The sequence below is a fragment of the Acidobacteriota bacterium genome, from assembly GCA_016184105.1.
In the GTDB taxonomy this organism is placed as follows: domain Bacteria; phylum Acidobacteriota; class Vicinamibacteria; order Vicinamibacterales; family 2-12-FULL-66-21; genus JACPDI01.
This window is the reverse complement of sequence record JACPDI010000022.1, coordinates 34,554-54,521: the sequence shown is the minus strand read 5'-3', so window position 1 is coordinate 54,521 and position 19,968 is coordinate 34,554. Positions and strand designations below refer to the sequence as shown.

Genomic DNA, 19,968 nt, shown 5'->3' with positions numbered 1-19,968 from the left:
AGGGCCGCAGGCTGGCGAGGGCATCCATGAGCCATATTCACGTCGCACGGGAAGAGGCGATCGGGACGGTCACGATCGATCGGCCGGCGCGGTTCAATTCGCTCGACGTGGACACGGCGCGCGACCTCCGCGCGGCAGCGCTGCAGCTGGCGCGCGATCCGGCGGTGCGGGTGATGATCCTGCGCGGCATCGGCGGCGTGTTCTGCAGCGGCGCGGATCTCAAGTACATCCGCGCGGGCGGGGTCGAACGGGATCTGGGCTACCTCACGCCTGGCGCGCGCCCGGTCCCGTCGGGTTATGGGGAGGTCTTCAAGCAGATTCTCGAGTACCTCCACAGCACCATCAGCGAGATTCGCCGGGCGCCGAAGCCCGTCGTGGCCGCCGTGGACGGGATCGCGGCCGCGGGCGGCTTCGGGCTGGCGATGTCGTGCGACGTCGTGCTGGCGTCCGCGCGCTCCACGTTCGAGTGGGCCTATTCCAGGACGGGCCTGACCGGCGCGGAGAGCTCCACGTTCCTGCTGCCGCGGCTGATCGGGCTGCGCCGGTCTCTGGAGCTGATGCTCCTGAACCCCAAGATGCCGGCGTCGAGTGCCCGCGAGATCGGACTGGTGACTCGCGTGGTTCCCGATGCGTTGTTCGACGCGTCGGTGAGCGAGATCGCGCGCCAGCTCGCTGCCGGCCCCACCCGGTCGTACGGCATCGCCAAGGCGTTGATGAACCGCGCGGACGGCGTCGATCGGCTCGACGCGCACCTGGACGCCGAGCTGGAGCAATTGAGTCGCATCGCCGACGAGCCCGAGTTCGCGGCGGGTCTCGAAGCCTTCTTCGCGAAGAAGGAGCCGGTCTTCGGTGCATGAGTACTCGATCGTCCAGTCGTTGCTGAATCGCGTGCAGGACTCGTTGCGCGGATACGACGTGCGCAGCGTGCGGCGCCTGCGGCTGCGGCTCGGAGAGTTGTCGGGCGTCGATCCAGGCCTCCTGCGGACCGCGTACGAGCTGTGCGCCCCGGGCTCGGTGTGCGACGGCGCGGAGCTGGAGATCGCCTCCGTGCCGGCGCTGTGGCGCTGCCCGGCCTGCGACCGCGACGCGCCGGCAGGGGCGCGGCTCGCGTGCCCCTCGTGCGGGGGCGGCGTCCGGCTGCTCGAAGGTGACGAAATCGTGCTGGAGACCATCGACGTGGAGGTCGAACATGTGTGAATCGTGCGGATGCGGCGACCCGCACCTGGTGTCGGTGGACGTCCACGATCGGGTGCTCTCGGAGAACGATCGGCAGGCCGCGCACAACCGCGAGCACTTCGCCGCCGCCGGTGTACTGGCCGTGAACCTGATGGGATCGCCGGGGGCAGGCAAGACGGCCGTGCTCGAAGCCACCGCGCGCCGGCTCGCCGGGCGCCGGAAGCTGGGTGCGATTGCCGGCGATCTGGCGACGGATCACGATGCCGCGCGGCTGCAGCGCGCGGGCGTGCCGTCACGATCGATCACGACGGGCAACGCCTGCCATCTCGACGCCGCGATGGTGCACCACGCGCTGCATCACATGGCGTGGAGCGGCCTCGACATCCTCTTCATCGAAAACGTCGGGAATCTCGTGTGCCCTGCCGTCTACGACCTGGGCGAGCGTGCCAACGTCGTCGCGCTCTCGGTGACCGAAGGCGAGGACAAGCCGCTGAAGTACCCCGTGATGTTCAAGAAGGCCGACCTCGTCCTCGTCACGAAGGTGGACCTGCTCCCTCACCTGCCCGGCGTCTCGGTGGACCACATCTGGGACGCGCTGCAGCGCGTCATGCCCGAGCCCCGGATGCTGCCCTTCTCCGCGACGACCGGCGAGGGCCTGGACGAGTGGATCGAATGGCTGCAGGACCCGTCGAGAACCTTCCGTTCAGAACCTTCTGTCTAGAACGCGTTCCGGGTAGTCGGCCCGGAACTGCTCCGCGATGTGACAATCGAAGCAGACGGGATCGAACTCCGGCAATCGCGCGATCAGGTCCTCGGCGGGCAGGGCGGCGAAGTCGAACGTGTGGCCGTCGGGATCGCGCAGCGCCGGCTGCTGGGCGTGCGTGAAGAGCGCGATCGGCTTGTGGCAGAACACGCACGTCTTGCCCGCGAACCACCGCCCGAGGATCGATCGGACGAGGCAGTCCTGCGGGGCGGCCGCGATCTCGTGCAGGCAGGGCTGCGCGCAGTCGCCGCGTTCCGGCCAGCGCGAGCACTGGTCGAGCCGCAACTCGGTGTGGTCCCACGCGGCGCTGACCGCCGCGTGCGCCGCATCCACACGGACGGCAGCGGGCCGCTTGGTCTCAGGGCACGTCACGACGCGCACGCCGCGGTATGTGACGTACGCCCGCAGCGCCATGACCACGAAGAACGCGGCGACCCCGACGAGCACGAGGACGACGTACATGGCGCCAGACATCACTCCTCCTCACGCCTTCACGGCAGCCGCCCCCGTGGCGGTCGTCTCGTACAGCTTCGCAAGCTGCTCGTACATCTTCCACCGCAGCGTCACGTCCTGCTGCGCGAGCTCGGCGAGCGTCTGCGCAGCCTTCTTGTCGGCCGACGCGAGCATCCGGTACCGCGTTTCCTGGTACGCGTAATCGATGAACGAGATCTTCGGCGGCTTCGAGTCGAGCGACAGCGGGTTCTTGCCGTGTGCCGCCAGCCGCGGATCGAAGCGGTACAGCGGCCAGTGACCGCACGCCACCGCGTTCGCCTGCTGCTTGAGCCCCTTGCTGATGTCGATCCCGTGGGCGATGCAGTGCCCGTAGGAGATGATGAGCGAGGGGCCGTTGTAGGACTCCGCCTCCATGAACGCCTTGACGGTCTGCGCGTCGTTGGCGCCCATGGCCACCGACGCGACGTAGATGTTGCCGTAGGTCATCGCGATCAGGCCGAGGTCCTTCTTCGCGAGCGGCTTGCCGCCGGCCGCAAACTTCGCCACCGCCGCGCGGGGCGTCGCCTTCGACATCTGCCCGCCGGTGTTGGAGTACACCTCGGTGTCGAGCACGAGCACGTTGACGTCACGCCCGGACGCGAGGACGTGGTCCAGCCCGCCGTACCCGATGTCGTACGCCCAGCCGTCGCCGCCGATGATCCACACCGACTTGCGCACGAGGTAGTCCGCCAGCGAGAGCAGCCGGCGCTCGGCGTCCGCCGTCTCTCCGCGCGGCCGGCGTTTCAGCGACCATTCCAGCATCCGCTTCAGCGCCACAATCCGCTCGCGCTGCTCGCTGATCGCCTGCTCGTCGGCCTGCACGGCGTCGAGGATCGCGGCGGCGAGCCCCTCGCCGGCCACCGCGCGGAGCCGCGCGAGCAGGGCGCGCGCTTCCTCGGCGAGCTGGTCGATGGTCAGCCGCATGCCAAAGCCGAATTCGGCGTTGTCCTCGAAGAGCGAGTTCGACCACGCGGGCCCCCGCCCGCAGGCATCCGTCGTCCACGGAGTGGTCGGCAGGTTGCCGCCGTAGATCGACGAGCAGCCGGTCGCATTGGCGACGACCATCCGATCGCCGAACAGCTGGGTCGCCAGCTTGACGTACGGCGTCTCGCCGCAGCCGGAGCACGCGCCCGAGAACTCGAACAGCGGCTCGAGGAACTGCGAGCCCTTGACGGTGGTCTTCTTCGCGGTGACGCGATCGACTTCGGGCAGCCCGAGGAAGAAATTCCAGTTCGCGCTCTCAGCCGCGCGCAGGTCGCGCTGCGGCTTCATCTCGAGGGCGCGCTGCCCGGTCTTCTTGTCGGCGGCGGGGCAGACCTCGGCGCACAATTCGCAGCCCGTGCAGTCCTCAGGCGCCACCTGGATGGTGTACTTCTGCCCGGCGTACTCCGCGCCCTTGTAGTCCATCGATTTGAACGTCGCGGGCGCGCCGGCGAGCAGCGCCGGCGGGTATGCCTTGATGCGGATGGCCGCGTGCGGGCACACGAGGGCGCACTTGCCGCACTGGATGCAGATCGGCTCGGTCCATGCCGGGATCTGGTCCGCGAGATTCCGCTTCTCCCACCTGGCCGTGCCGACCGGGAACGTGCCGTCGATCGGCATCGCGCTGACCGGCAGCCGGTCCCCCTTGCCGATGATCATCGGTGCGAGGACGTTGCGCACGAACTCCGGGGCCTCGTCCCACGGCGCCGTCCCGTTCTCGAGGTTCAGATCGAAGGTGGCGGGCACGGCCACCTCGTGCAGGTGGGCGAGTGCCTGGTCGATCGCGTTGAAGTTCTGCTGGACGACGTTCTCTCCCTTGGCGCCGTAGGTCTTCTGCACCGCCTTCTTGATGGCGGCGATCGCGTCGTCTTTGGGCAGCACGCCTGAAAGCGCGAAGAAGCACGTCTGCAGGATCGTGTTGACGCGCTTGCCCATTCCTGTGGCGTTGGCCACCGCGGTCGCGTCAATCGTGTACACCTTCATCTTGAGGTCCGCGATGACGCGCTGGATCCGTCCCGGCAGCTTCCCCCAGACCTCGCCGGCCGGATACGGGCTGTTGAGCAGCAGCGTGCTGCCAGGCGTCGCGGCTTCGAGCACGTCCATCCGCTCGAGCAGCTCCCACTGGTGACACCCGATGAATCCGGCGCGCGACACGAGATACGTCGATCGGATCGGATGCGGGCCGAAGCGCAGGTGCGAAATCGTCGTCGATCCGGACTTCTTCGAGTCGTAGACGAAGTACCCCTGGGCGTACTGCTCGGTCGATTCGCCGATGATCTTGATCGTGTTCTTGTTCGCGCCTACGGTGCCGTCGGAGCCGAGCCCGTACAGCACGGCGCGCACAGTGTCGGGGTGCTCGGTCGAGAACTCCTCGTCATGATCAAGGCTCGAGAACGACACGTCGTCGACGATGCCGGCGGTGAAGTGGTTGCGCGGCGCCGGGCGCTTCAGCTCGTCGAACACGGCCTTGGCCATGGCGGGCGTGAATTCCTTGGAGCCCAGACCGTAGCGGCCGCCGATGACCGTGGGGCGCTCCGCCGGCTGCAGCAGGGAGCCCTGCTCGGCGATCGCGGTCAGGACGTCCTGGTATAGCGGCTCGCCGGCCGCGCCTGGTTCCTTCGTGCGATCGAGGACCGCGATCCCGCGCACGGTGGCGGGGAGCGCGCGCATGAAGTGCACGGCGCTGAACGGGCGGAACAGGCGGATCTTCAGCACGCCGACCTTCTCACCGGACCGATTGAGCTTGTCCACCGCTTCGTCGATCGCGCCCGCAGCCGAGCCCATCGCGACAATGACGCGGTCCGCGTCCGGCGCGCCGTAGTACTCGAAGATGCGGTACTTGCGGCCGGTGATCGTGGCGAATCGGTCCATGACGCGCTGCACGAGCGCGGGGCCGGCGAGATAGTACGGCGTCGCGGCTTCGCGGGCCTGGAAGAACACGTCCGGGTTCTGCGCCGAGCCGCGGAGCACCGGCCTGTCGGGCGAGAGCGCGCGCGTGCGGTGCGCTTCAATCAACCCGTCGGGGATGAGGTCGTGCAGCTCCTCGCTGGTCAGCGCCTGGATCTTGGCGACTTCGTGCGACGTGCGGAACCCGTCGAAAAAGTGCAGCACGGGCACGCGGGTCTCGAGCGTCGAGGCGTGCGCGATGGCCGCCATGTCCTGGGCCTCCTGCACGGAATTGGAGGCGAGGAGCGCCCACCCGGTGGTGCGCACCGACATCACGTCGGAGTGATCCCCGAAGATCGAGATCGCGTGCGTTGCAACCGCGCGTGCCGACACGTGGAACACCGCCGGCGTCAGCTCGCCGGCGATCTTGAACATGTTCGGGATCATCAGGAGGAGGCCCTGGCTCGCCGTGAACGTCGTCGCGAGCGCGCCGGCCTGCATCGCGCCGTGGCAGGCGCCCGCCGCGCCCCCTTCGCTCTGCATCTCGACGACCGTGGGAGGCGTCCCCCACAAGTTCGGCCGGTGCTCGGAAGCCCACTGATCGGCCCACTCGCCCATGTTGGACGAGGGCGTGATGGGGTAGATCGCGATCACTTCGCTGAGCTGGTAGGCGACTCTCGCGGTCGCTTCGTTGCCGTCGAGGGTCAGCCACGGGCGCGTCATAGACAAATTCCTCCTGGAAACACCGGTCACGAGGCAACGGCCGTGCCCACGCGGCAGGGCGCGGAAATGCCCCTGAAATCAGCGATTTGGCCGGTGTCGAGACGGCCGTTCAGGGAAGGTGCCGAATTACCGTCAGGTGGGTCCGGGCGCCTCAGGCCGGATGCTGGATTGTCGCCGTCAGCGCATCCGAAGAGGAAGGCGAAGCTCAGAATCCGAGTGACAGTCCCGTTTCGGGCAGGCAAAATCTCCGTATCGGCCGCTCCCCCCACGACAGCATGAACGCAGACGGTGATTCGAGCGGGCTCCACCCCTTCAATTTCTGATGGATAGCCTGTCAACCCGCCTCGGCGCCCTGATCGTGCTCGCGCTGACGCCGGTGCTTGGCCTCGCGGTGTGGGCAGGCGTGGTCCAGCAGCGATCGATCGCGGAAAAGACGCGCGAGCACGGCATGAGCCTCGCGCGAGTGAGCGCCGCAGCGCAGGAGCGGACACTCGACGAGGTGCGCGGCATGCTGTACGGCCTGGCCGACGTGCCGGTCGTGCGCCAGGGCAATGCGCGCGAGTGCAGCGCGTACCTCGCCGCAATCCTGCCGCATCATCATGGGCTGGCAAATGTAGGCGTCGCCGGGCCGGGCGGCGCGTTGCTGTGCAGCGCGCTGCCGTTCGTGCCGCCGATCGACGTGTCGGACCTGACGTTCTTCATTCGCGCGGTTCGCACGCGGCGGTTTGCGGCGGGCGAGTTCCAGAAGGGCCTTCTCACCGCGCGCTACGCGCTCAACGTGGCGATTCCCGTGCTCTCGAGGGACGGCGCCGTCGCGCGCGTGCTCTTCGCGGCGGTCGACGAGCACTGGCTGAACGAGCTGGCCGCGGAAGCGCGCCTGCCTGAAGGCGCCTCGCTCGTCGTGGCGGACCGGACCGGCACCATCATGGCGCGCCATCCGGACCCGTTGCGCTATACGGGCCACCGCCTGCCAACTGAGATGACGAGCCGGATGCGAGGGACGGATCACGGTACGGTGGAAGCGCCCGGCATCGATGGCATCACGCGCCTCCATGCGTACGTCGCCGTCGCATCGTCCGGAGAGACGTTCGGCTACGTCAGCGTCGGCATCCCGGCCTCTGCGGCCTACGCCGAGTACCAGCGGTTCGTGGCACGCGGTCTCCTCCTGCTCGTGGCGGCGCTCGTGGTCGCCTTTGCCGGTTCGTGGGTCGGCGCGCGCACCCTCGTGCTGCGCCCCGCGCGGCGACTGCTCGATGTCGCCGGCCGCGTTGAGGCGGGGGATTACTCGGCGCGCAGCGGCGGCATCGGATCCGGAGAGCTGGCGCGGCTTTCTGCCGTGTTCGATCGGATGACTGCCGCCCTGGAGCAGCGGGACGCCGAGCGGCGGACAGCTGAGGAAGCCATGCGCGAGCTGAACGCCAGCCTGGAGCGACGCGTCGAGGAGCGCACGGCGCAGCTCGCCGAGGCGAACGCCTTTCTCGATTCGGTGGTCGAGGCCCTGCCCGCGATGCTGTTCGTGAAGGACGCGCGCGACCTCCGGTTCGTGCGGTTCAACCGCGCGGGCGAAGACCTGCTGGGGCTGTCGCGCCAGGAGTTGATCGGCCGGACCGACTTCGACTTCTTTCCGCGGGAGCAGGCGGAGTTCTTCGTCCAGCAGGATCGCGTGACGCTCGCCGCCGGCCGGGTAGTCGATATCCCGGAGGAGGCGATTCGCACGGCGTCGGGCGACGAGCGCTTCCTGCACACGCGGAAGATCCCGATTCGCGACGACCAGGGGCGGCCGCGCTACCTCCTGGGCATCTCCACCGACATCACGGAGCGGCGCGCCACCGCGCGCGTGCTCGCCGAAACCCAGCAGCGACTGCAGGCCGTGCTGGACAACAGCCCGGTCGCCATCTTCATCAAGGATCTCGAGGGGCGCTACCTGCTCGTCAACCGCTTCTACAGCGAGATCGCCGGCAGATCTCCGCAGGAGATCGTCGGCCGGAACAGCGACGAGCTGTTCCCGCCCGAGCTCGCGGCCGTGTACGCGGCCCACGATCGCGAAGTGCGCGAATCGCGCGCGGCGATGCAGTGGGAGGAACACGCCGCCTCCGCGGCGGGCCCGCGAGTGTTCATGGTGAGTCGCTTCCCGCTCCTGGACGGCGGCGGGAAGCCGTACGCGATCGGCGGCATCGCCGTCGACATCACACGGCGGAAGAAGGCCGAAGAGGAAGCGCGGCTCGCGCGCCTGGAGGCCGAGCAGGCGAACCGCGCGAAGAGCCGGTTCCTCTCGCGCATGAGCCACGACTTTCGAACGCCCCTGAACGCGATCCTCGGCTTCACGCAGTTGCTCCAGATCGAGGCGCTGTCCCCCGAGGAGAAGGAGTGCGTGGCGCAGATCAAGGAGGCGGGCGAGCACCTGCTGGCCCTCCTCAACGATGTGCTCGACATCGCCCGGATCGAAGCGGGCAAGCTCTCGCTGGCGTTGGAACCGGTGGGCGTGGCCGACCTGGTTGACCGATGCCTCGCCCTGGTCGCGCCGCTGGCCGCCGCACGCGGAGTGTCATCGAAGCCGGTGCACGGCGAGGCGCGCACGGACCACGTGCTCGCGGACCGTCATCGCCTCACCCAGGTGCTGCTCAACCTCCTGTCCAATGCGGTGAAGTACAACCACCGCGGCGGTTCGATCGAGGTGTCCTGCCTCGCGCACGGCCTCGACAGGCTGCGCATCGTGGTGTCCGACACGGGGCCCGGCATTCCGCCCGATAAGGTGCCGCGCCTGTTCGTGCCGTTCGATCGCCTTGGTGCCGAGCAGAGCCAGACGGAGGGTACCGGCCTGGGGTTGACGGTGGCTCGCGAGCTGGCCCGCGCGATGAGCGGCGAGATCGGACTCGAGACGCGGGAGGGAGCAGGCAGTTCGTTCTGGATCGAGTTGCCGCGTGCGGCGGCGCCCGCGGGCGACGGGGCCGCACCGGCACCACGCGACAGCGCCCCGAGTCCCGCGCGGCCGGACGTGGTGGGCACGATCCTGTACATCGACGACAACCGGGCGAACCTGCGCCTGCTCGAGCGCGTGATGGCCCGCCGGCCCGGCGTGCGGGTACTCACGGCGCTCACGGGCGCCGAAGGTATTGAGGCCGCTCGGCGTCACCACCCCGGCGTGCTGTTCCTGGATCTGAATCTCCCCGACATGCACGGCCATGAGGTCGTGCGCCTCCTGAAGACAGACCCCGCGACCGCCTCGCTTCCGATCGCGATTATCAGCGGCGACGTGACGGGCGCCGCGGCCACGGCCACGGGTGAGCAGGTGGTCGCGCACTTCGCAAAACCGTTCGACGTCGTGCGCGTCCTCCAGTTCATCGACCGGATGCTCTCCGATCGGCGGCAGATGTGACAGTCCCGCCTGCCGGCAGGCGGGACTGTCAGACCGTCGTGATTACGCGGGGGTTCGCTCGGGAAGTGCGGCGCCCGCCGCCTCCGCGGCCCGGACCGTGTGTCCGGAGCTCAGGCCGAACATGAACAGCACGAGCGAGACGATGCCGGCGGCGAAGATCGTGTCGCCGACGATGCGGAGCCAGCGGAACGCGTTGATGGCGCCGCCCTGCAGGAACTCCGGGCTGCGCGCGTACCAGTAGCCGACTTCGACCGACGCCCAGGTCTGCATCAGCCCGACGGGAAGAAGGCTGAGGACCACCATCGCGAACAGGCCCACGTTGGTCGCCCAGAAGCCGAACGACAGCAGCCTCTCCTTCCAGACCACCTCGGGCCGCATGGCGCGCAGCGAGAACAGCATCAGCCCCAGGCCGAGCATGCCGTACACCCCGAAAAGCGCGGCGTGGCCGTGCACCGGCGTGGTGTTCAGCCCCTGCATGTAATACAGCGCGATGGGCGGGTTGATCATGAACCCGAACAGCCCGGCGCCAACCAGGTTCCAGAACGCCACGGACACGAAGAAATAGATCGGCCAGCGGTACTTCCGCGCCCACGCCGTCGCGCGCGAGAGCTTCAGGTTCTCCCACGCCTCGTAGCCGACAAAGAGCAACGGCACCACCTCGAGCGCGCTGAAGACCGAGCCGAACGCCAGCGCGAGGGTCGGCGTGCCCGTGAAGTACAGGTGGTGCAGCGTGCCGATGATCCCGCCCGACAGGAAGATCGTCGCCGAGAGCAGGCTGGCTTCGCCCGCGAGCTTCAGCGACACGAGCCGCAGCCGCGCGAACAGAAACGCGATCACGACGGTCGCGAACACCTCGAAGAACCCTTCCACCCACAGGTGCACGACCCACCACCGCCAGTACTCGGCCATCGCGAGGTTCGTGTGACGACCGGCGCCGAACGCCGCCGCATAGAACGACGCGATGGCGATGGTCGAGATGAGAAACAGAAAGAGGATGGGTCGCTGCTCGGCCTGCTCCGGCGATTCGGTGCCCGTCTTGCGCAGCGCCGGCAGGAGCGCCCGCACCATCAGAAACAGCCACAGCAACAGCCCGACGAGCAGCGCGATCTGCCATGCCCGGCCCAGGTCGATGTACTCGTATCCGCTGTGCCCGAAATAAAACCACGCGTCGCCGATGCCGAGCTGCTGCCGGATGCTGAGCCACTGGCCGGCCATCGACCCGAGCACGACGACGACCAGCGCGCCGAACAGCACGTTCGTGCCGAGCCGCTGGAAGGGAGGATCCTGGTCGCGCGAGCCGACCGCGGAGGCGATGTAGAGGCCCGCGGCGAGCCACGCCGTGGCGATCCAGAAGATCCCGAGCTGCACGTGCCACGTGCGCGCGACGCTGTAGGGAAGGAAGGACGAGATCGGCACGCCGTAGAACGCATCGCCTTCGACGCCGTAGTGCGCGGCGATGATGCCCATCGCCATCTGCAGCAGCAGCAGCCCGCTCACGGTCCAGAAGTACTTCACGACGGCACGCTGGGCGGGCGTCGCGCGGCTGCCGAGGAGCGGATCGTACAGCGGCATCGGGCCGGGCGCCTCTTCGCGCCGGGTGGCGTACCAGGACGCCATGACGCCGATCCCGGCGAGCAGCATGATGATGCTCACGCCCGTCCAGACGACGGTGTCACCCGTCGGCCGGTTGCCCACCAGCGGCTCGTGCGGCCAGTTGCTGGTGTAGCTCACGCGTTCGTTCGGGCGGTTGGTCGACGCGGCCCACGAGGTCCAGAAGATGAACGCGGCGAGCTGCCGCGCGCGCCGCGGGTCGGTCAGGGTGTCGCGCGGGATGGCGTATTCCGCGCGTCCCGAGCCGAACACATCCGCGTAGTGCGCCGCGTTGGCCGCGAACGCGCGTCCGCGCGCCGGGTCCAGCACCAGCGTGCCGGTACCGGCGTCGAACGTGTTCTGCCGCATCACCCGCTCGAGCCGTTCGCGCAGCGCGGCCTGTTGTTCCGGCAGCAGGTCCGCGTACGGGCGCGCGTGCCCGGCGGCGCTCCAGTCGTCGAGGATGAGCAGGCTTTCACGATGCAGCCAGTCCGCCGTCCAGTCCGGCGCGACGTAACTCCCGTGGCCCCAGATCGACCCGAGTTCCATCCCGCCCATCGACTGCCACACGTTCTGCCCCGCGGCGATGTCGCCGTCGGGCACGACCGTGGCGCCGTCGCTGGCCACCACGCGAACCGGCACCGGTGGCATCGACTGGTAAATGCGCGTGCCGACCCAGCCGAGGACTCCGAACGAGAGAACGACCACGAGGATGAAGCCAGTCCAGTACTTGCGCATGAAGACGTGTCCTCCAGATGAATGGCCAAGCGTAGGTCCCGGGCGGGCCGCGCGTCTTTGCGCCTCCGCAACTTGCCTCCCTGCTGCCGCGGGTTCTCGGGCCATGTCCGGCTCTGCCGGAAATCCGGCAGCGGCGCGCATGGGGCCACGATTGCCCAGTGTTTTCAGGGGGGCAGGCGCGGCGCGGCGATTGCGTCAGGGCGGCCGATGCCGTTGAACGCCTGCGAACTCGAGATCGATCTGTTGTGCCGCGGACTCCGGGTGCCTGACGGCGTGAGTCTGGAAGGGGCCCGCGGACTCCAGCGCACGCGCGCGGGGCTCGGCTCCGGTCTCGAGATCACGATCCCGGCGCCGGCGTGGTTGAAACGGCAGATCTGGGCGAACGTCCCGGTCGTCGAGAAGTTCGTGGAAGATTCCCCGTACGTGCTCGCCGGGGATCCGGCGAACGGGTACCGCATCGTGGACGAGCGCGATCGCGCGGTGTACGTGATTGGCGTGCCGCGCGAGCCGCAGTGGTACTCGGCCGTCACCTCGCGCGACGTGCCGATGAACCGCATCGCCGTGATGCAGGGGACCTACCTTGCCATCTACGTGAATCCGGTCTGCGCCTTCTGGAACTACAAGCCGGCGCTGAACTGCAAGTTCTGCACGACCGGACGCAACGTCGGCCGGAGCGAGGAACCGGACAAGGCGATCGAAGACGTGATCGAGACCTGCTGGGCGGCGAAGGAGGAGAGCGGCGTCACCTTCGCGCACTTGAACGGCGGCTATCAGGGGTCGCGCGGGATTGCGTTCACCGAACCGTACGTCCGGCGCATCAAGGACCAGGTCGGACTGTTGGTCGGCGTGCAGCTCGCACCCGAGAAACGGTTCGAGCAGTACGATCGCCTGCTGGATGCCGGCGTCGACCACTTGTCGTTCTGTCTCGAGTTCCTGGATCCGAAATGGTTTGCCGACATCTGCCCGGGCAAGGACCGCATGCTGGGGCAGCCGCTGTTCATGCAGGCGCTGGAGTACTGCGCCGCGCGGATGCCGCGGGGCGCCGTCTCCGGGGAAATCATCGCCGGTCTCGAGCCGATCGAGAGCACGCTGCGGGCGATCGAGGAAATTACCTCGCGCGGCGCGTTCCCGACCGTGTGCATCTTCCGGCCGACGATCGGGTCGGACATGGAGGGCTGGCCACCGCCGCGCTATGACGACATGCGCGTCGTGATGAGCGCGGTCTATGACGCGTGCCGCCGGCACCGACTGCCGATCGGCGCGGCACCCAACATCGAGGTCAGCCTCGTCGTCAACCCGGATGATGCCGCGTTGATCGCGCCACGTAGTGGGGCGTTCTACCGCTACGAGTTCTGGCGGCGGGCGGTGAAGATCGCCGCGCGCCCCGTGTTCGCGATGAAGATGCGGCCCGGACGCGGTCGCCGGAAATCCGTCATCCCACCCGCCGGCCCTGTTGAGAACGTTGACGGTCGCTCGTCAACTGGCGGCTCGCCGGCCGAAAATCGCTGAATATTTCACTGGCACTCGCTTTGCGACTTCGGCCGGCGTGAGCCCCCTGAAACGCGCCATCCAGAGCCGATTCGAGGAAGTCTCTCGCGCAGAACTGGCGCGCCTGAAGAAGAAGACGGCGAGCCTGGAGCCGTCCGCCCGGGCCACCGTGGACGCCGTGACGCTCGAAGTCGTGCGCGGCATGGCCGCGCGCACGACCGAGCGCCTCGAGGGATCCGAGGGCGAGCGGTTCGCGCCCGTGCTCGCGCGGCTGTTCGGCGTGCGCGAGATCTGCTGAGCCATCCATTCTCTTGGAGGAGAGATGACGAAGGTGGTGTGGGGCGCGAGCCCCGTGCCGGCATAGTGTGTGACCGCGAGGTGAAAGGATCTCATGGAGCTGCGGGCGTGCGAGGTCGAATAGCCGCGTGGTGCATGAGCGCGCTGCTGCTGGCCGCGGTGCCCGCGCTCGCGCAGACCCCGGCGCCGAAGCTGCCGGTCCCTGCCAACGAGGATTGCCAGGCCTGTCATGGCGACCCGTCCGCAACCCGCGCGAACGGCGCGCCGGTTGTGGTGGACACCGAGCGGTTCGCGAAGTCGGCGCACGGTCCCTTGAGCTGCGTGGACTGCCACAGCGATCTCGCGGCAGGCGTCGAGTTCCCCCATCCCGACAAACTGGCGAAGGTGAAGTGCGCGACCTGCCACGAGCAGTCCGTGGAGCAGTACGAGCACGGCATCCACGCAGACGCCCGGCACAAGGATCCGAACAGCCGGGCCGCCACGTGCGTGGACTGCCATGGCGGGAGCGCGCACGGGATCCTGCCGTCGAGCGACCCCGAATCGGCCACCAACAAGCTGAAGGTGGCGCGGACGTGCGCGAAATGCCACGGGAACAAGGCGCCCGTCAACCTCTCGGGCGGGCGGAATGGCGCCGTCGCCGCGCTGTTCCACGACAGCATTCACGGCCAGGCGCTCGCGAAGAAAGGGCTCGTCGTCGCACCCACGTGCAGCGACTGCCACGGCAACCACGCGATCGTCCCGAAGCGCCTGCCGGACAGCCCGGTGTCCCCGAGAAACGTGCCGGTCACGTGCGGCAAGTGCCACGAAGGCATCCGCCACGAGTTTGCCGGAGGCATCCATGGCGCGAAGCTGGCCGGCGGCAACCTGTCGGCACCGAACTGCGCCTCCTGCCACTCGGCGCATGGCATCGCCCGGACGGACACGGATGACTGGCAGCTGCACGCGGTGGAGCAGTGCGGCACCTGCCACAAGGAGTCGTTGAAGACGTACCGGGACACGTTCCACGGCCAGGTCACGGCGCTCGGCTTCACGCCGGTTGCCAAGTGCGTGGACTGCCACGGCGCGCACGAAGTGCTGCCGAGGCAGGACGGGCGGTCGGCGGTCGCCGAGGCGAACCTGATCAAGACCTGCGGGCAGTGCCACGAGGGTGCGACGGCCAATTTCGTCGCATACAACCCGCACGCGAACAAGCACGACAAGTCCCGCCTGCCGCTGCTGTATTACTCCGCGCGGTTCATGGAGGGGTTGCTCGTGTTCGTCTTCGGGTTCTTCGGGGTTCACACGATGCTGTGGTTCTCGCGCGGCCGCACCGCGCGGGTCCCCCACGTGCCGCCGCCGGCCAAGCACCCGGCGCTGCGGGCCGTGGAGAAGCCGGCGCCCCGCAAGAGGGAGGTGACCGGTGACTGAGACGCGCGCGGCGACCGAGCCCCGCTACATCGTCCGCTTCGGCAGGGCGGAGCGGGTCCAGCACGGCATCCTGATGACCAGTTTTCTGGCGCTGGCGGCGACCGGGCTGCCGCTGCTGTTCAGCGGCGAGGCCTGGGCCGGCGTGCTCGCGCGCCTTCTCGGCGGGTTCGTGTTCGCCGGCCTGTTGCACCGGTTCTTCGCGCTGGCGCTCATCGGCGTGTTCGTGTTTCACGTGGGCTGGCTCGCGTATCGCATCTTCGTGAAGAAGGAGCGCGGCATGCTGTGGGGGCCCGCCTCGATGAGCCCGCAGCCGAGAGATCTGATCGAGCTGTACCAGCACGTGAAGTGGTTCCTTCGCGTCGGCCCGCGCCCCGAGTTCGATCGGTTCACCTACTGGGAGAAGTTCGACTACTGGGCGGTGTTCTGGGGGATGTTCATCATCGGCGGCTCCGGGCTGATGCTGTGGTTCCCGGAGCTGTTCTCATGGTTCGTCCCGGGATGGATCTTCAACATCGCGATGCTGGTGCACGGCGAGGAGGCGCTGCTCGCCGTCGGGTTCATCTTCACCATCCACTTTTTCAACGGCCACCTGCGGCCGGAAAAGTTCCCGATGGACCTCGTCATCTTCACGGGGCGCGTCTCGGAGGAGGAGTTCCGGCATGAGCGGTCCCTGGAACTGGCGCGGCTCGCGGCGCGCGGCGTGCACATTGACGCCCTCATCGGAACCCCGCCCAACCCGCGCCTGCTGCGCTGGGGCCGCCTCGGCGGTACCGTTGCGGTGACGGTGGGGCTTTCCCTCTTCGTCATGATCATTTACGCTTTCCTGAACTGATGACCATCAATTACAAGTTCTGGGAGGGGCGACACCCGCTGATCGCGATTGGCGCCGCCCTCGCCACTATCGGTGCGCTCGCGTTTCTGGCGTTCTTCGTCCTGGACCTGTTCCGCGAGCATGGCAACCCCTATCTGGGGATCCTGTTTTTCCTGCTGCTCCCCGGGGTGTTCATCTTCGGCCTGCTGTTGATGCCGCTCGGCGCGTGGCTCGAACGCCGCCGGCGGCTGGCTGGGAAGCCGCCGGCCGAGTGGCCCCGGGTCGATCTGAACGACGTGCGGCAGCGGGAGATCGTCTTCGGCATCGTGCTGCTGACGCTCGTCAACGCCGTGATCGTGTCGCTCGCGGCGTACCGCGGCCTCGAGTTCATGGACTCGGTGACCTTCTGCGGGAAGGTCTGCCACGAGGTCATGGAGCCCGAGTTCGTGGCGAACCAGGCCGGCCCGCACGCCCGGGTGGTTTGCGTCGACTGCCACATCGGGCCGGGCGCGCCGTGGTTCGTCCGGTCGAAGCTGTCCGGCACGCGGCAGGTGTTCGCGGTGATGCTGAGCACGTTCTCGCGACCGATTCCCTCGCCGGTGCACAACCTGCGCCCGGCGCGGGACACCTGCGAGCAGTGTCACTGGCCCGCGAAGTTCCACGGCGACATCGTGCGCGTCAGCCGGGAATACGCGTCGGACGAGACGAACTCTGAAACCGTGACGACGCTGCGCGTGCACGTCGGCGGAGGGGATCCGGGCCTGGGCCAGGTCTCCGGGATCCACTGGCACATGGCCCTGGCGAACAAGGTCGAGTACATCGCGACCGACGAGAAACGCCAGGTGATTCCGTACGTGAAGTTCACGGACCGCTTCGGCAATGTGAAGGAGTACCGGAGCGAGGGGGTGACGCAGGCGGAGCTGGACAGGAACGAGCTGCGGCTCATGGACTGCGTGGACTGCCACAACCGTCCCAGCCATCCGTTTTCGCCGTCGGCAGAACGCGCCGTGGACGGCGCCATCGGAAGCAACGAGATTCCGCGCGACCTTCCGTTCGTGCGACGCGAGGGGGTGGCGGTCCTGAAAGCCGAGCACTCCTCGCAGCAAGCGGCCTTCGATGCGATCGCGTCGAAGGTCCGGGCATTTTACCGATCGACGTACCCCGACGTGTACGCCCAGCGCCGCCAGGACGTGGAGCGCGCCGTCAATGCGCTCCAGGGGCTGTATCGGCGCAACGTGTTCCCGTCGATGAAGGTCGGGTGGGGCACGTATCCGAACAACATCGGGCACATGGATTTCCCGGGATGCTTCCGCTGCCACGACGACAGCCACAAGGCGCAGGACGGGTCGGTCATCAAGCAGGATTGCGAGACCTGTCACACCATTGAATAGGGTTCAGGGGTCAGGGGTCAGGATGGCTGATACGCACACCGTCACGTTGAAGTTCGAGGAGGGATATCGGTGCCGGGCGACGTTCGAGAGCGTTCCCGGCGCGCCCCAGATCGTTCTCGACGAGCCGGCGCCCCTGGGGAACGCGACGGGTCCGAACGCGCTGGACATGCTCGCGGCAGCGGTGGGAAACTGCCTCGCCGCGAGCCTGATGTTCTGCCTGAAGAAGTCGCGCGCCGACGTGACCGGGCTGGCGGCGACGGTCACCACGCACACGTCGAGAAGCGAGGGAGGGCGGCTGCGCATCTCTCACATCGACGTCGCGCTGGAGCCCTCGTTTGCGGACGCCGACTCCGCGAAGTTCGAGCGCTGCGCAACCCTGTTCGAAGATTTCTGCACCGTGACGGCCAGCATTCGTCAGGGTGTGGCGGTGAACGTCAGCCTGAAGTCCTGAGGGATCAGGCGTCCGGCTTCAGGGGATTCGCGGCTCGGAGCGCAGCGTCGCGGAGATTGCGGAGAGGCCTTGGGCCAGGACGTCCGGCGCAACGGCGATCCCGATCCGGAAGTGTGCGGGCGCTTCAAAGAACCTCCCGGGCACAACCGCCGTCTCGCGCTCGCGGGCGAGCCGCTCGGCAAATATCGTCGCGTCCCCACCTGAGCTCAAGCGCGGAAAGGCGACAGTCCCGTGCTGCACGAATCCCTGCAGCTCAGGTGTCGCCGCGAGGAACCCGCGCAGGGTTGCCACGTTTGGTTCCACGATCGCGCGCGCGCGCGCGGCCAGCCGCTCGAGTTGGCTGAAGGCGATCACCGACAGCCGCTCGGCGGGGATCGATCCCGTGCCGTCCACGACGTCGCGCGCCCGGCGGATGCGCTCGGCAACCGGCGCCGATGCAATCGCCCACCCGCAGCGCAGCGGAGCCAGTCCATACGATTTGGTGAGGCTGTTGGTGGAGATCACGTTATCGGCGATGCCGGCGGCCGGTGGCGCGCCGCAGCCGCGCGCGGCATCCAGGTAGACCTCGTCGACGAGCACGAACGCGCCGTGCTCCGCAGCGATGTGCGCGACGGCGGCGAGGTCCCCGTCCGGCGTCAGGCCGCCGCTGGGGTTGTGCGGCTGCGTCAGGATGATCAGCTTCGTCGCGCGCGTCATCGCGCGCCTGACCGCATTGGGATCGATGGCGAAGCCGTCCTCGAAACGGCGCGCGAAGCGAACGACGTTCGCGCCAAGCGCCCGGGGAATGGCGAGCAGCGGATCGTAGGCGGGTCCCTCCACCAGGACGTCGTCTCCCGGTCCGACCAGCGCCAGCGCGGCGAGGAAGTTCGCGCCCGACGTGCCGATCGCCGTCGCCACTCGATCGGCGGCCACGCCGTAGCGGTTCGCGATCGCGTCGAGGAGCGGCGGAAAGCCGTCGTCGTTGCGTCCGGAAAAATCGAGCGCGGCCGCGGCCCCCTGCACCTCTTCGACGGAGCAGGGAAGAACGTTGCTCACGGCGAGGTCGACGCGAACGTGCGGCCGCGCTTTGGCCCACGTCATGTAAGCAGCCTGGAAACGCATTCATCGTCCTCGCGTGAACCACCAGTACACAGGCACCCCGGCGGCGAGCAGCACCGCTCCCATGCCGGCGCGCACCGGATCGGCCCGCACGACGCTGTAGACAATCAACGCCGCGACCGCGACGAATGCCGCCGGGAGCACCGGATAGCCCGGCATGCGATAGCCCGTCGCTTCGCCGCGCGATCGGCTCCGATAGGCGAAGAGCGACAGCACCGTCAGCCCGAAGAAGATCCAGTCGGCGAACACCACGGTGTTCAGCAGCTCGCCGTAGTTGCCCGTCAGCAGCAGCGCGATCGACCACCCGGATTGAAGGGCGATGGCGAGGACCGGCGTGCCGAAGCGGGGATGAAGGCGCGCCAGCGCCTGCGGGAAGGCGCCGTCGGCCGCGACAGCATAGTACACGCGTGTCGGCGCCAGGATCGCCAGATCGAGAAACCCGAAGGTGGAAATCGCGATGGCGGCCGTGACGAACGTCCGCCCCGCGCCGCCGAACATGCGCTGCGCCGCATCCGCCGCCGGCGTGCTTGTCGCGGCCAGGCCTTCGAGTCCCAGCGCGCGGAGGTACACGAGGTTCACGAGAACGTAGACGAGGACGACGAGCGCGGTGCCGGCGAGCAGGCTGAGGGGCAGCGTCCGTTCCGGCCGCTCGATCTCTTCGGCAACGTAGTTCGCGTTCTGCCAGCCGCCGTAGGCGAACAGGATCGGCACCATCGCGGTGCCGAACGCCAGGAGGGGCGCGTGCGGCACGGCCTGGGTCTGCTGCCGCCAGGTGCCGCTGCCCGCGAAGAACAGCCCCGCCCCAATCAACACCGCGAGCGCCGCTACCTTGAGGATGACGAACACGTTGAGCACGCGGCTGCCCGGCTTCACGCCGGCGGCGTTGACGCCCGAGAGCAGGACAATCGCCGCAACCGCCAGCGGCGTCGCCGCGGATTCGGCGCCGCCGGCCAGCCGCAGCGCGTATTGCGCGAACGTCAGCGCGACGGCTGCCACCGCGCCGCTTTCAATCGACACGAGCAGGGCCCAGCCGTACAGGAATCCAAGCAGGGGATGGAGACCGTCGCGCAGGTAGACGTACTGCCCGCCTGCCTTCGGCGACCGGGTGCCCAGCTCGGCGTACGCGAGCGCGCCAACCAGCGCGATCGCACCTCCCGCGACCCACGCCACGAGCACCAGCGGGCCGCTCGAAAGCCGCTGCGCGACGATGTAGGGATTGATGAAGATGCCGGAGCCGATGATGCCCCCGATGACCACCATCGTGGCGTCGAAAGGGGTCAGAACGCGCCGGAACGACAC

Annotated in this window: 15 protein-coding genes; 10 read left to right on the top strand and 5 right to left on the bottom strand. The window is 68.3% G+C overall.

Annotation, left to right across the window (positions count from 1 at the left end; all coding sequences use genetic code 11):
* Nucleotides 1–26: 26 nt before the first annotated feature.
* From HYU53_08345 to hypB, 3 genes are read left to right on the top strand one after another with little or no spacing between them, the layout of a single operon-like run.
* Entirely contained in the window at nucleotides 27–857 is an 831-nt protein-coding gene (locus HYU53_08345) for an enoyl-CoA hydratase/isomerase family protein (GenBank protein ID MBI2221205.1), read from the top strand.
* The gene (locus HYU53_08340) at nucleotides 850–1,197 is read left to right on the top strand and encodes a hydrogenase maturation nickel metallochaperone HypA (protein MBI2221204.1); all 348 of its coding nucleotides are present in this window, start codon (nucleotides 850–852) and stop codon (nucleotides 1,195–1,197) included. The genes HYU53_08345 and HYU53_08340 overlap by 8 nt, the downstream gene beginning before the upstream one ends.
* Nucleotides 1,190–1,897: a hydrogenase nickel incorporation protein HypB gene (gene hypB, locus HYU53_08335; GenBank protein ID MBI2221203.1), complete on the top strand. Its 708-nt coding sequence runs from the start codon at nucleotides 1,190–1,192 to the stop codon at nucleotides 1,895–1,897. The genes HYU53_08340 and hypB overlap by 8 nt, the downstream gene beginning before the upstream one ends.
* Here hypB and HYU53_08330 read toward each other — a convergent pair.
* Both HYU53_08330 and nifJ read right to left on the bottom strand, forming a co-directional pair.
* Nucleotides 1,880–2,413 carry a hypothetical protein gene (locus HYU53_08330; GenBank protein ID MBI2221202.1) on the bottom strand — a complete coding sequence of 178 codons (534 nt, stop codon included), beginning with the start codon at nucleotides 2,411–2,413 and terminating at the stop codon, nucleotides 1,880–1,882. The genes hypB and HYU53_08330 overlap by 18 nt on opposite strands.
* Nucleotides 2,414–2,422: 9 nt before the next feature.
* Nucleotides 2,423–6,022, bottom strand: a complete 3,600-nt coding sequence (nifJ, locus tag HYU53_08325) for a pyruvate:ferredoxin (flavodoxin) oxidoreductase (GenBank protein ID MBI2221201.1) — start codon at nucleotides 6,020–6,022, stop codon at nucleotides 2,423–2,425.
* 322 nt (nucleotides 6,023–6,344) lie between these two features.
* On the opposite strand from nifJ, the gene HYU53_08320 reads away from it, so the two are divergent.
* On the top strand, nucleotides 6,345–9,398 hold the full coding sequence (locus HYU53_08320; GenBank protein MBI2221200.1) for a PAS domain-containing protein: 3,054 nt from the start codon (nucleotides 6,345–6,347) through the stop codon (nucleotides 9,396–9,398).
* A gap of 42 nt (nucleotides 9,399–9,440) precedes the next feature.
* Here the strand turns inward: HYU53_08320 and HYU53_08315 are convergent, their stop codons facing one another.
* On the bottom strand, nucleotides 9,441–11,726 hold the full coding sequence (locus HYU53_08315) for a nitric-oxide reductase large subunit (protein MBI2221199.1): 2,286 nt from the start codon (nucleotides 11,724–11,726) through the stop codon (nucleotides 9,441–9,443).
* A gap of 207 nt (nucleotides 11,727–11,933) precedes the next feature.
* Between HYU53_08315 and HYU53_08310 the strand changes: the two genes are divergently transcribed.
* The 6 genes from HYU53_08310 to HYU53_08285 all read left to right on the top strand — a co-directional run bounded on the left by HYU53_08310 (nucleotide 11,934) and on the right by HYU53_08285 (nucleotide 17,571).
* Nucleotides 11,934–13,235 (top strand): hypothetical protein, encoded by a 1,302-nt coding sequence (locus tag HYU53_08310; protein MBI2221198.1) that lies wholly within the window; start codon nucleotides 11,934–11,936, stop codon nucleotides 13,233–13,235.
* A 37-nt stretch (nucleotides 13,236–13,272) separates the two neighbouring features.
* Complete coding sequence (locus tag HYU53_08305; GenBank protein MBI2221197.1) at nucleotides 13,273–13,512, top strand: hypothetical protein; 240 nt, start codon at nucleotides 13,273–13,275, stop codon at nucleotides 13,510–13,512.
* Nucleotides 13,513–13,619: 107 nt separating this feature from the next.
* The gene (locus HYU53_08300) at nucleotides 13,620–14,918 is read left to right on the top strand and encodes a hypothetical protein (protein MBI2221196.1); all 1,299 of its coding nucleotides are present in this window, start codon (nucleotides 13,620–13,622) and stop codon (nucleotides 14,916–14,918) included.
* On the top strand, nucleotides 14,911–15,750 hold the full coding sequence (locus HYU53_08295; GenBank protein ID MBI2221195.1) for a hypothetical protein: 840 nt from the start codon (nucleotides 14,911–14,913) through the stop codon (nucleotides 15,748–15,750). Before HYU53_08300 ends, HYU53_08295 begins: the two co-directional genes overlap by 8 nt.
* The gene (locus HYU53_08290; protein ID MBI2221194.1) at nucleotides 15,750–17,120 is read left to right on the top strand and encodes a NapC/NirT family cytochrome c; all 1,371 of its coding nucleotides are present in this window, start codon (nucleotides 15,750–15,752) and stop codon (nucleotides 17,118–17,120) included. The genes HYU53_08295 and HYU53_08290 overlap by 1 nt, the downstream gene beginning before the upstream one ends.
* Nucleotides 17,121–17,142: 22 nt before the next feature.
* Nucleotides 17,143–17,571 carry an OsmC family protein gene (locus HYU53_08285; protein MBI2221193.1) on the top strand — a complete coding sequence of 143 codons (429 nt, stop codon included), beginning with the start codon at nucleotides 17,143–17,145 and terminating at the stop codon, nucleotides 17,569–17,571.
* Nucleotides 17,572–17,589: 18 nt separating this feature from the next.
* On the opposite strand, the gene HYU53_08280 is transcribed toward HYU53_08285, so the two are convergent.
* Both HYU53_08280 and HYU53_08275 read right to left on the bottom strand, forming a co-directional pair.
* Nucleotides 17,590–18,672: an aminotransferase class I/II-fold pyridoxal phosphate-dependent enzyme gene (locus HYU53_08280; GenBank protein ID MBI2221192.1), complete on the bottom strand. Its 1,083-nt coding sequence runs from the start codon at nucleotides 18,670–18,672 to the stop codon at nucleotides 17,590–17,592.
* Nucleotides 18,673–19,968 (bottom strand): amino acid permease, encoded by a 1,296-nt coding sequence (locus HYU53_08275; GenBank protein MBI2221191.1) that lies wholly within the window; start codon nucleotides 19,966–19,968, stop codon nucleotides 18,673–18,675.

Excerpts from the sequence above, each read along its gene's own strand:
- hypB (MBI2221203.1), top strand. The coding sequence starts at position 1,190 with ATGTGTGAATCGTGCGGATGCGGCGACCCGCACCTGGTGTCGGTGGAC.
- HYU53_08345 (MBI2221205.1), top strand. The coding sequence starts at position 27 with ATGAGCCATATTCACGTCGCACGGGAAGAGGCGATCGGGACGGTCACG.
- HYU53_08290 (MBI2221194.1), top strand. The coding sequence starts at position 15,750 with ATGACCATCAATTACAAGTTCTGGGAGGGGCGACACCCGCTGATCGCG.
- nifJ (MBI2221201.1), bottom strand. The coding sequence starts at position 6,022 with ATGACGCGCCCGTGGCTGACCCTCGACGGCAACGAAGCGACCGCGAGA.
- HYU53_08310 (MBI2221198.1), top strand. The coding sequence starts at position 11,934 with ATGCCGTTGAACGCCTGCGAACTCGAGATCGATCTGTTGTGCCGCGGA.
- HYU53_08330 (MBI2221202.1), bottom strand. The coding sequence starts at position 2,413 with ATGTCTGGCGCCATGTACGTCGTCCTCGTGCTCGTCGGGGTCGCCGCG.
- HYU53_08320 (MBI2221200.1), top strand. The coding sequence starts at position 6,345 with ATGGATAGCCTGTCAACCCGCCTCGGCGCCCTGATCGTGCTCGCGCTG.
- HYU53_08285 (MBI2221193.1), top strand. The coding sequence starts at position 17,143 with ATGGCTGATACGCACACCGTCACGTTGAAGTTCGAGGAGGGATATCGG.
- HYU53_08315 (MBI2221199.1), bottom strand. The coding sequence starts at position 11,726 with ATGCGCAAGTACTGGACTGGCTTCATCCTCGTGGTCGTTCTCTCGTTC.
- HYU53_08280 (MBI2221192.1), bottom strand. The coding sequence starts at position 18,672 with ATGCGTTTCCAGGCTGCTTACATGACGTGGGCCAAAGCGCGGCCGCAC.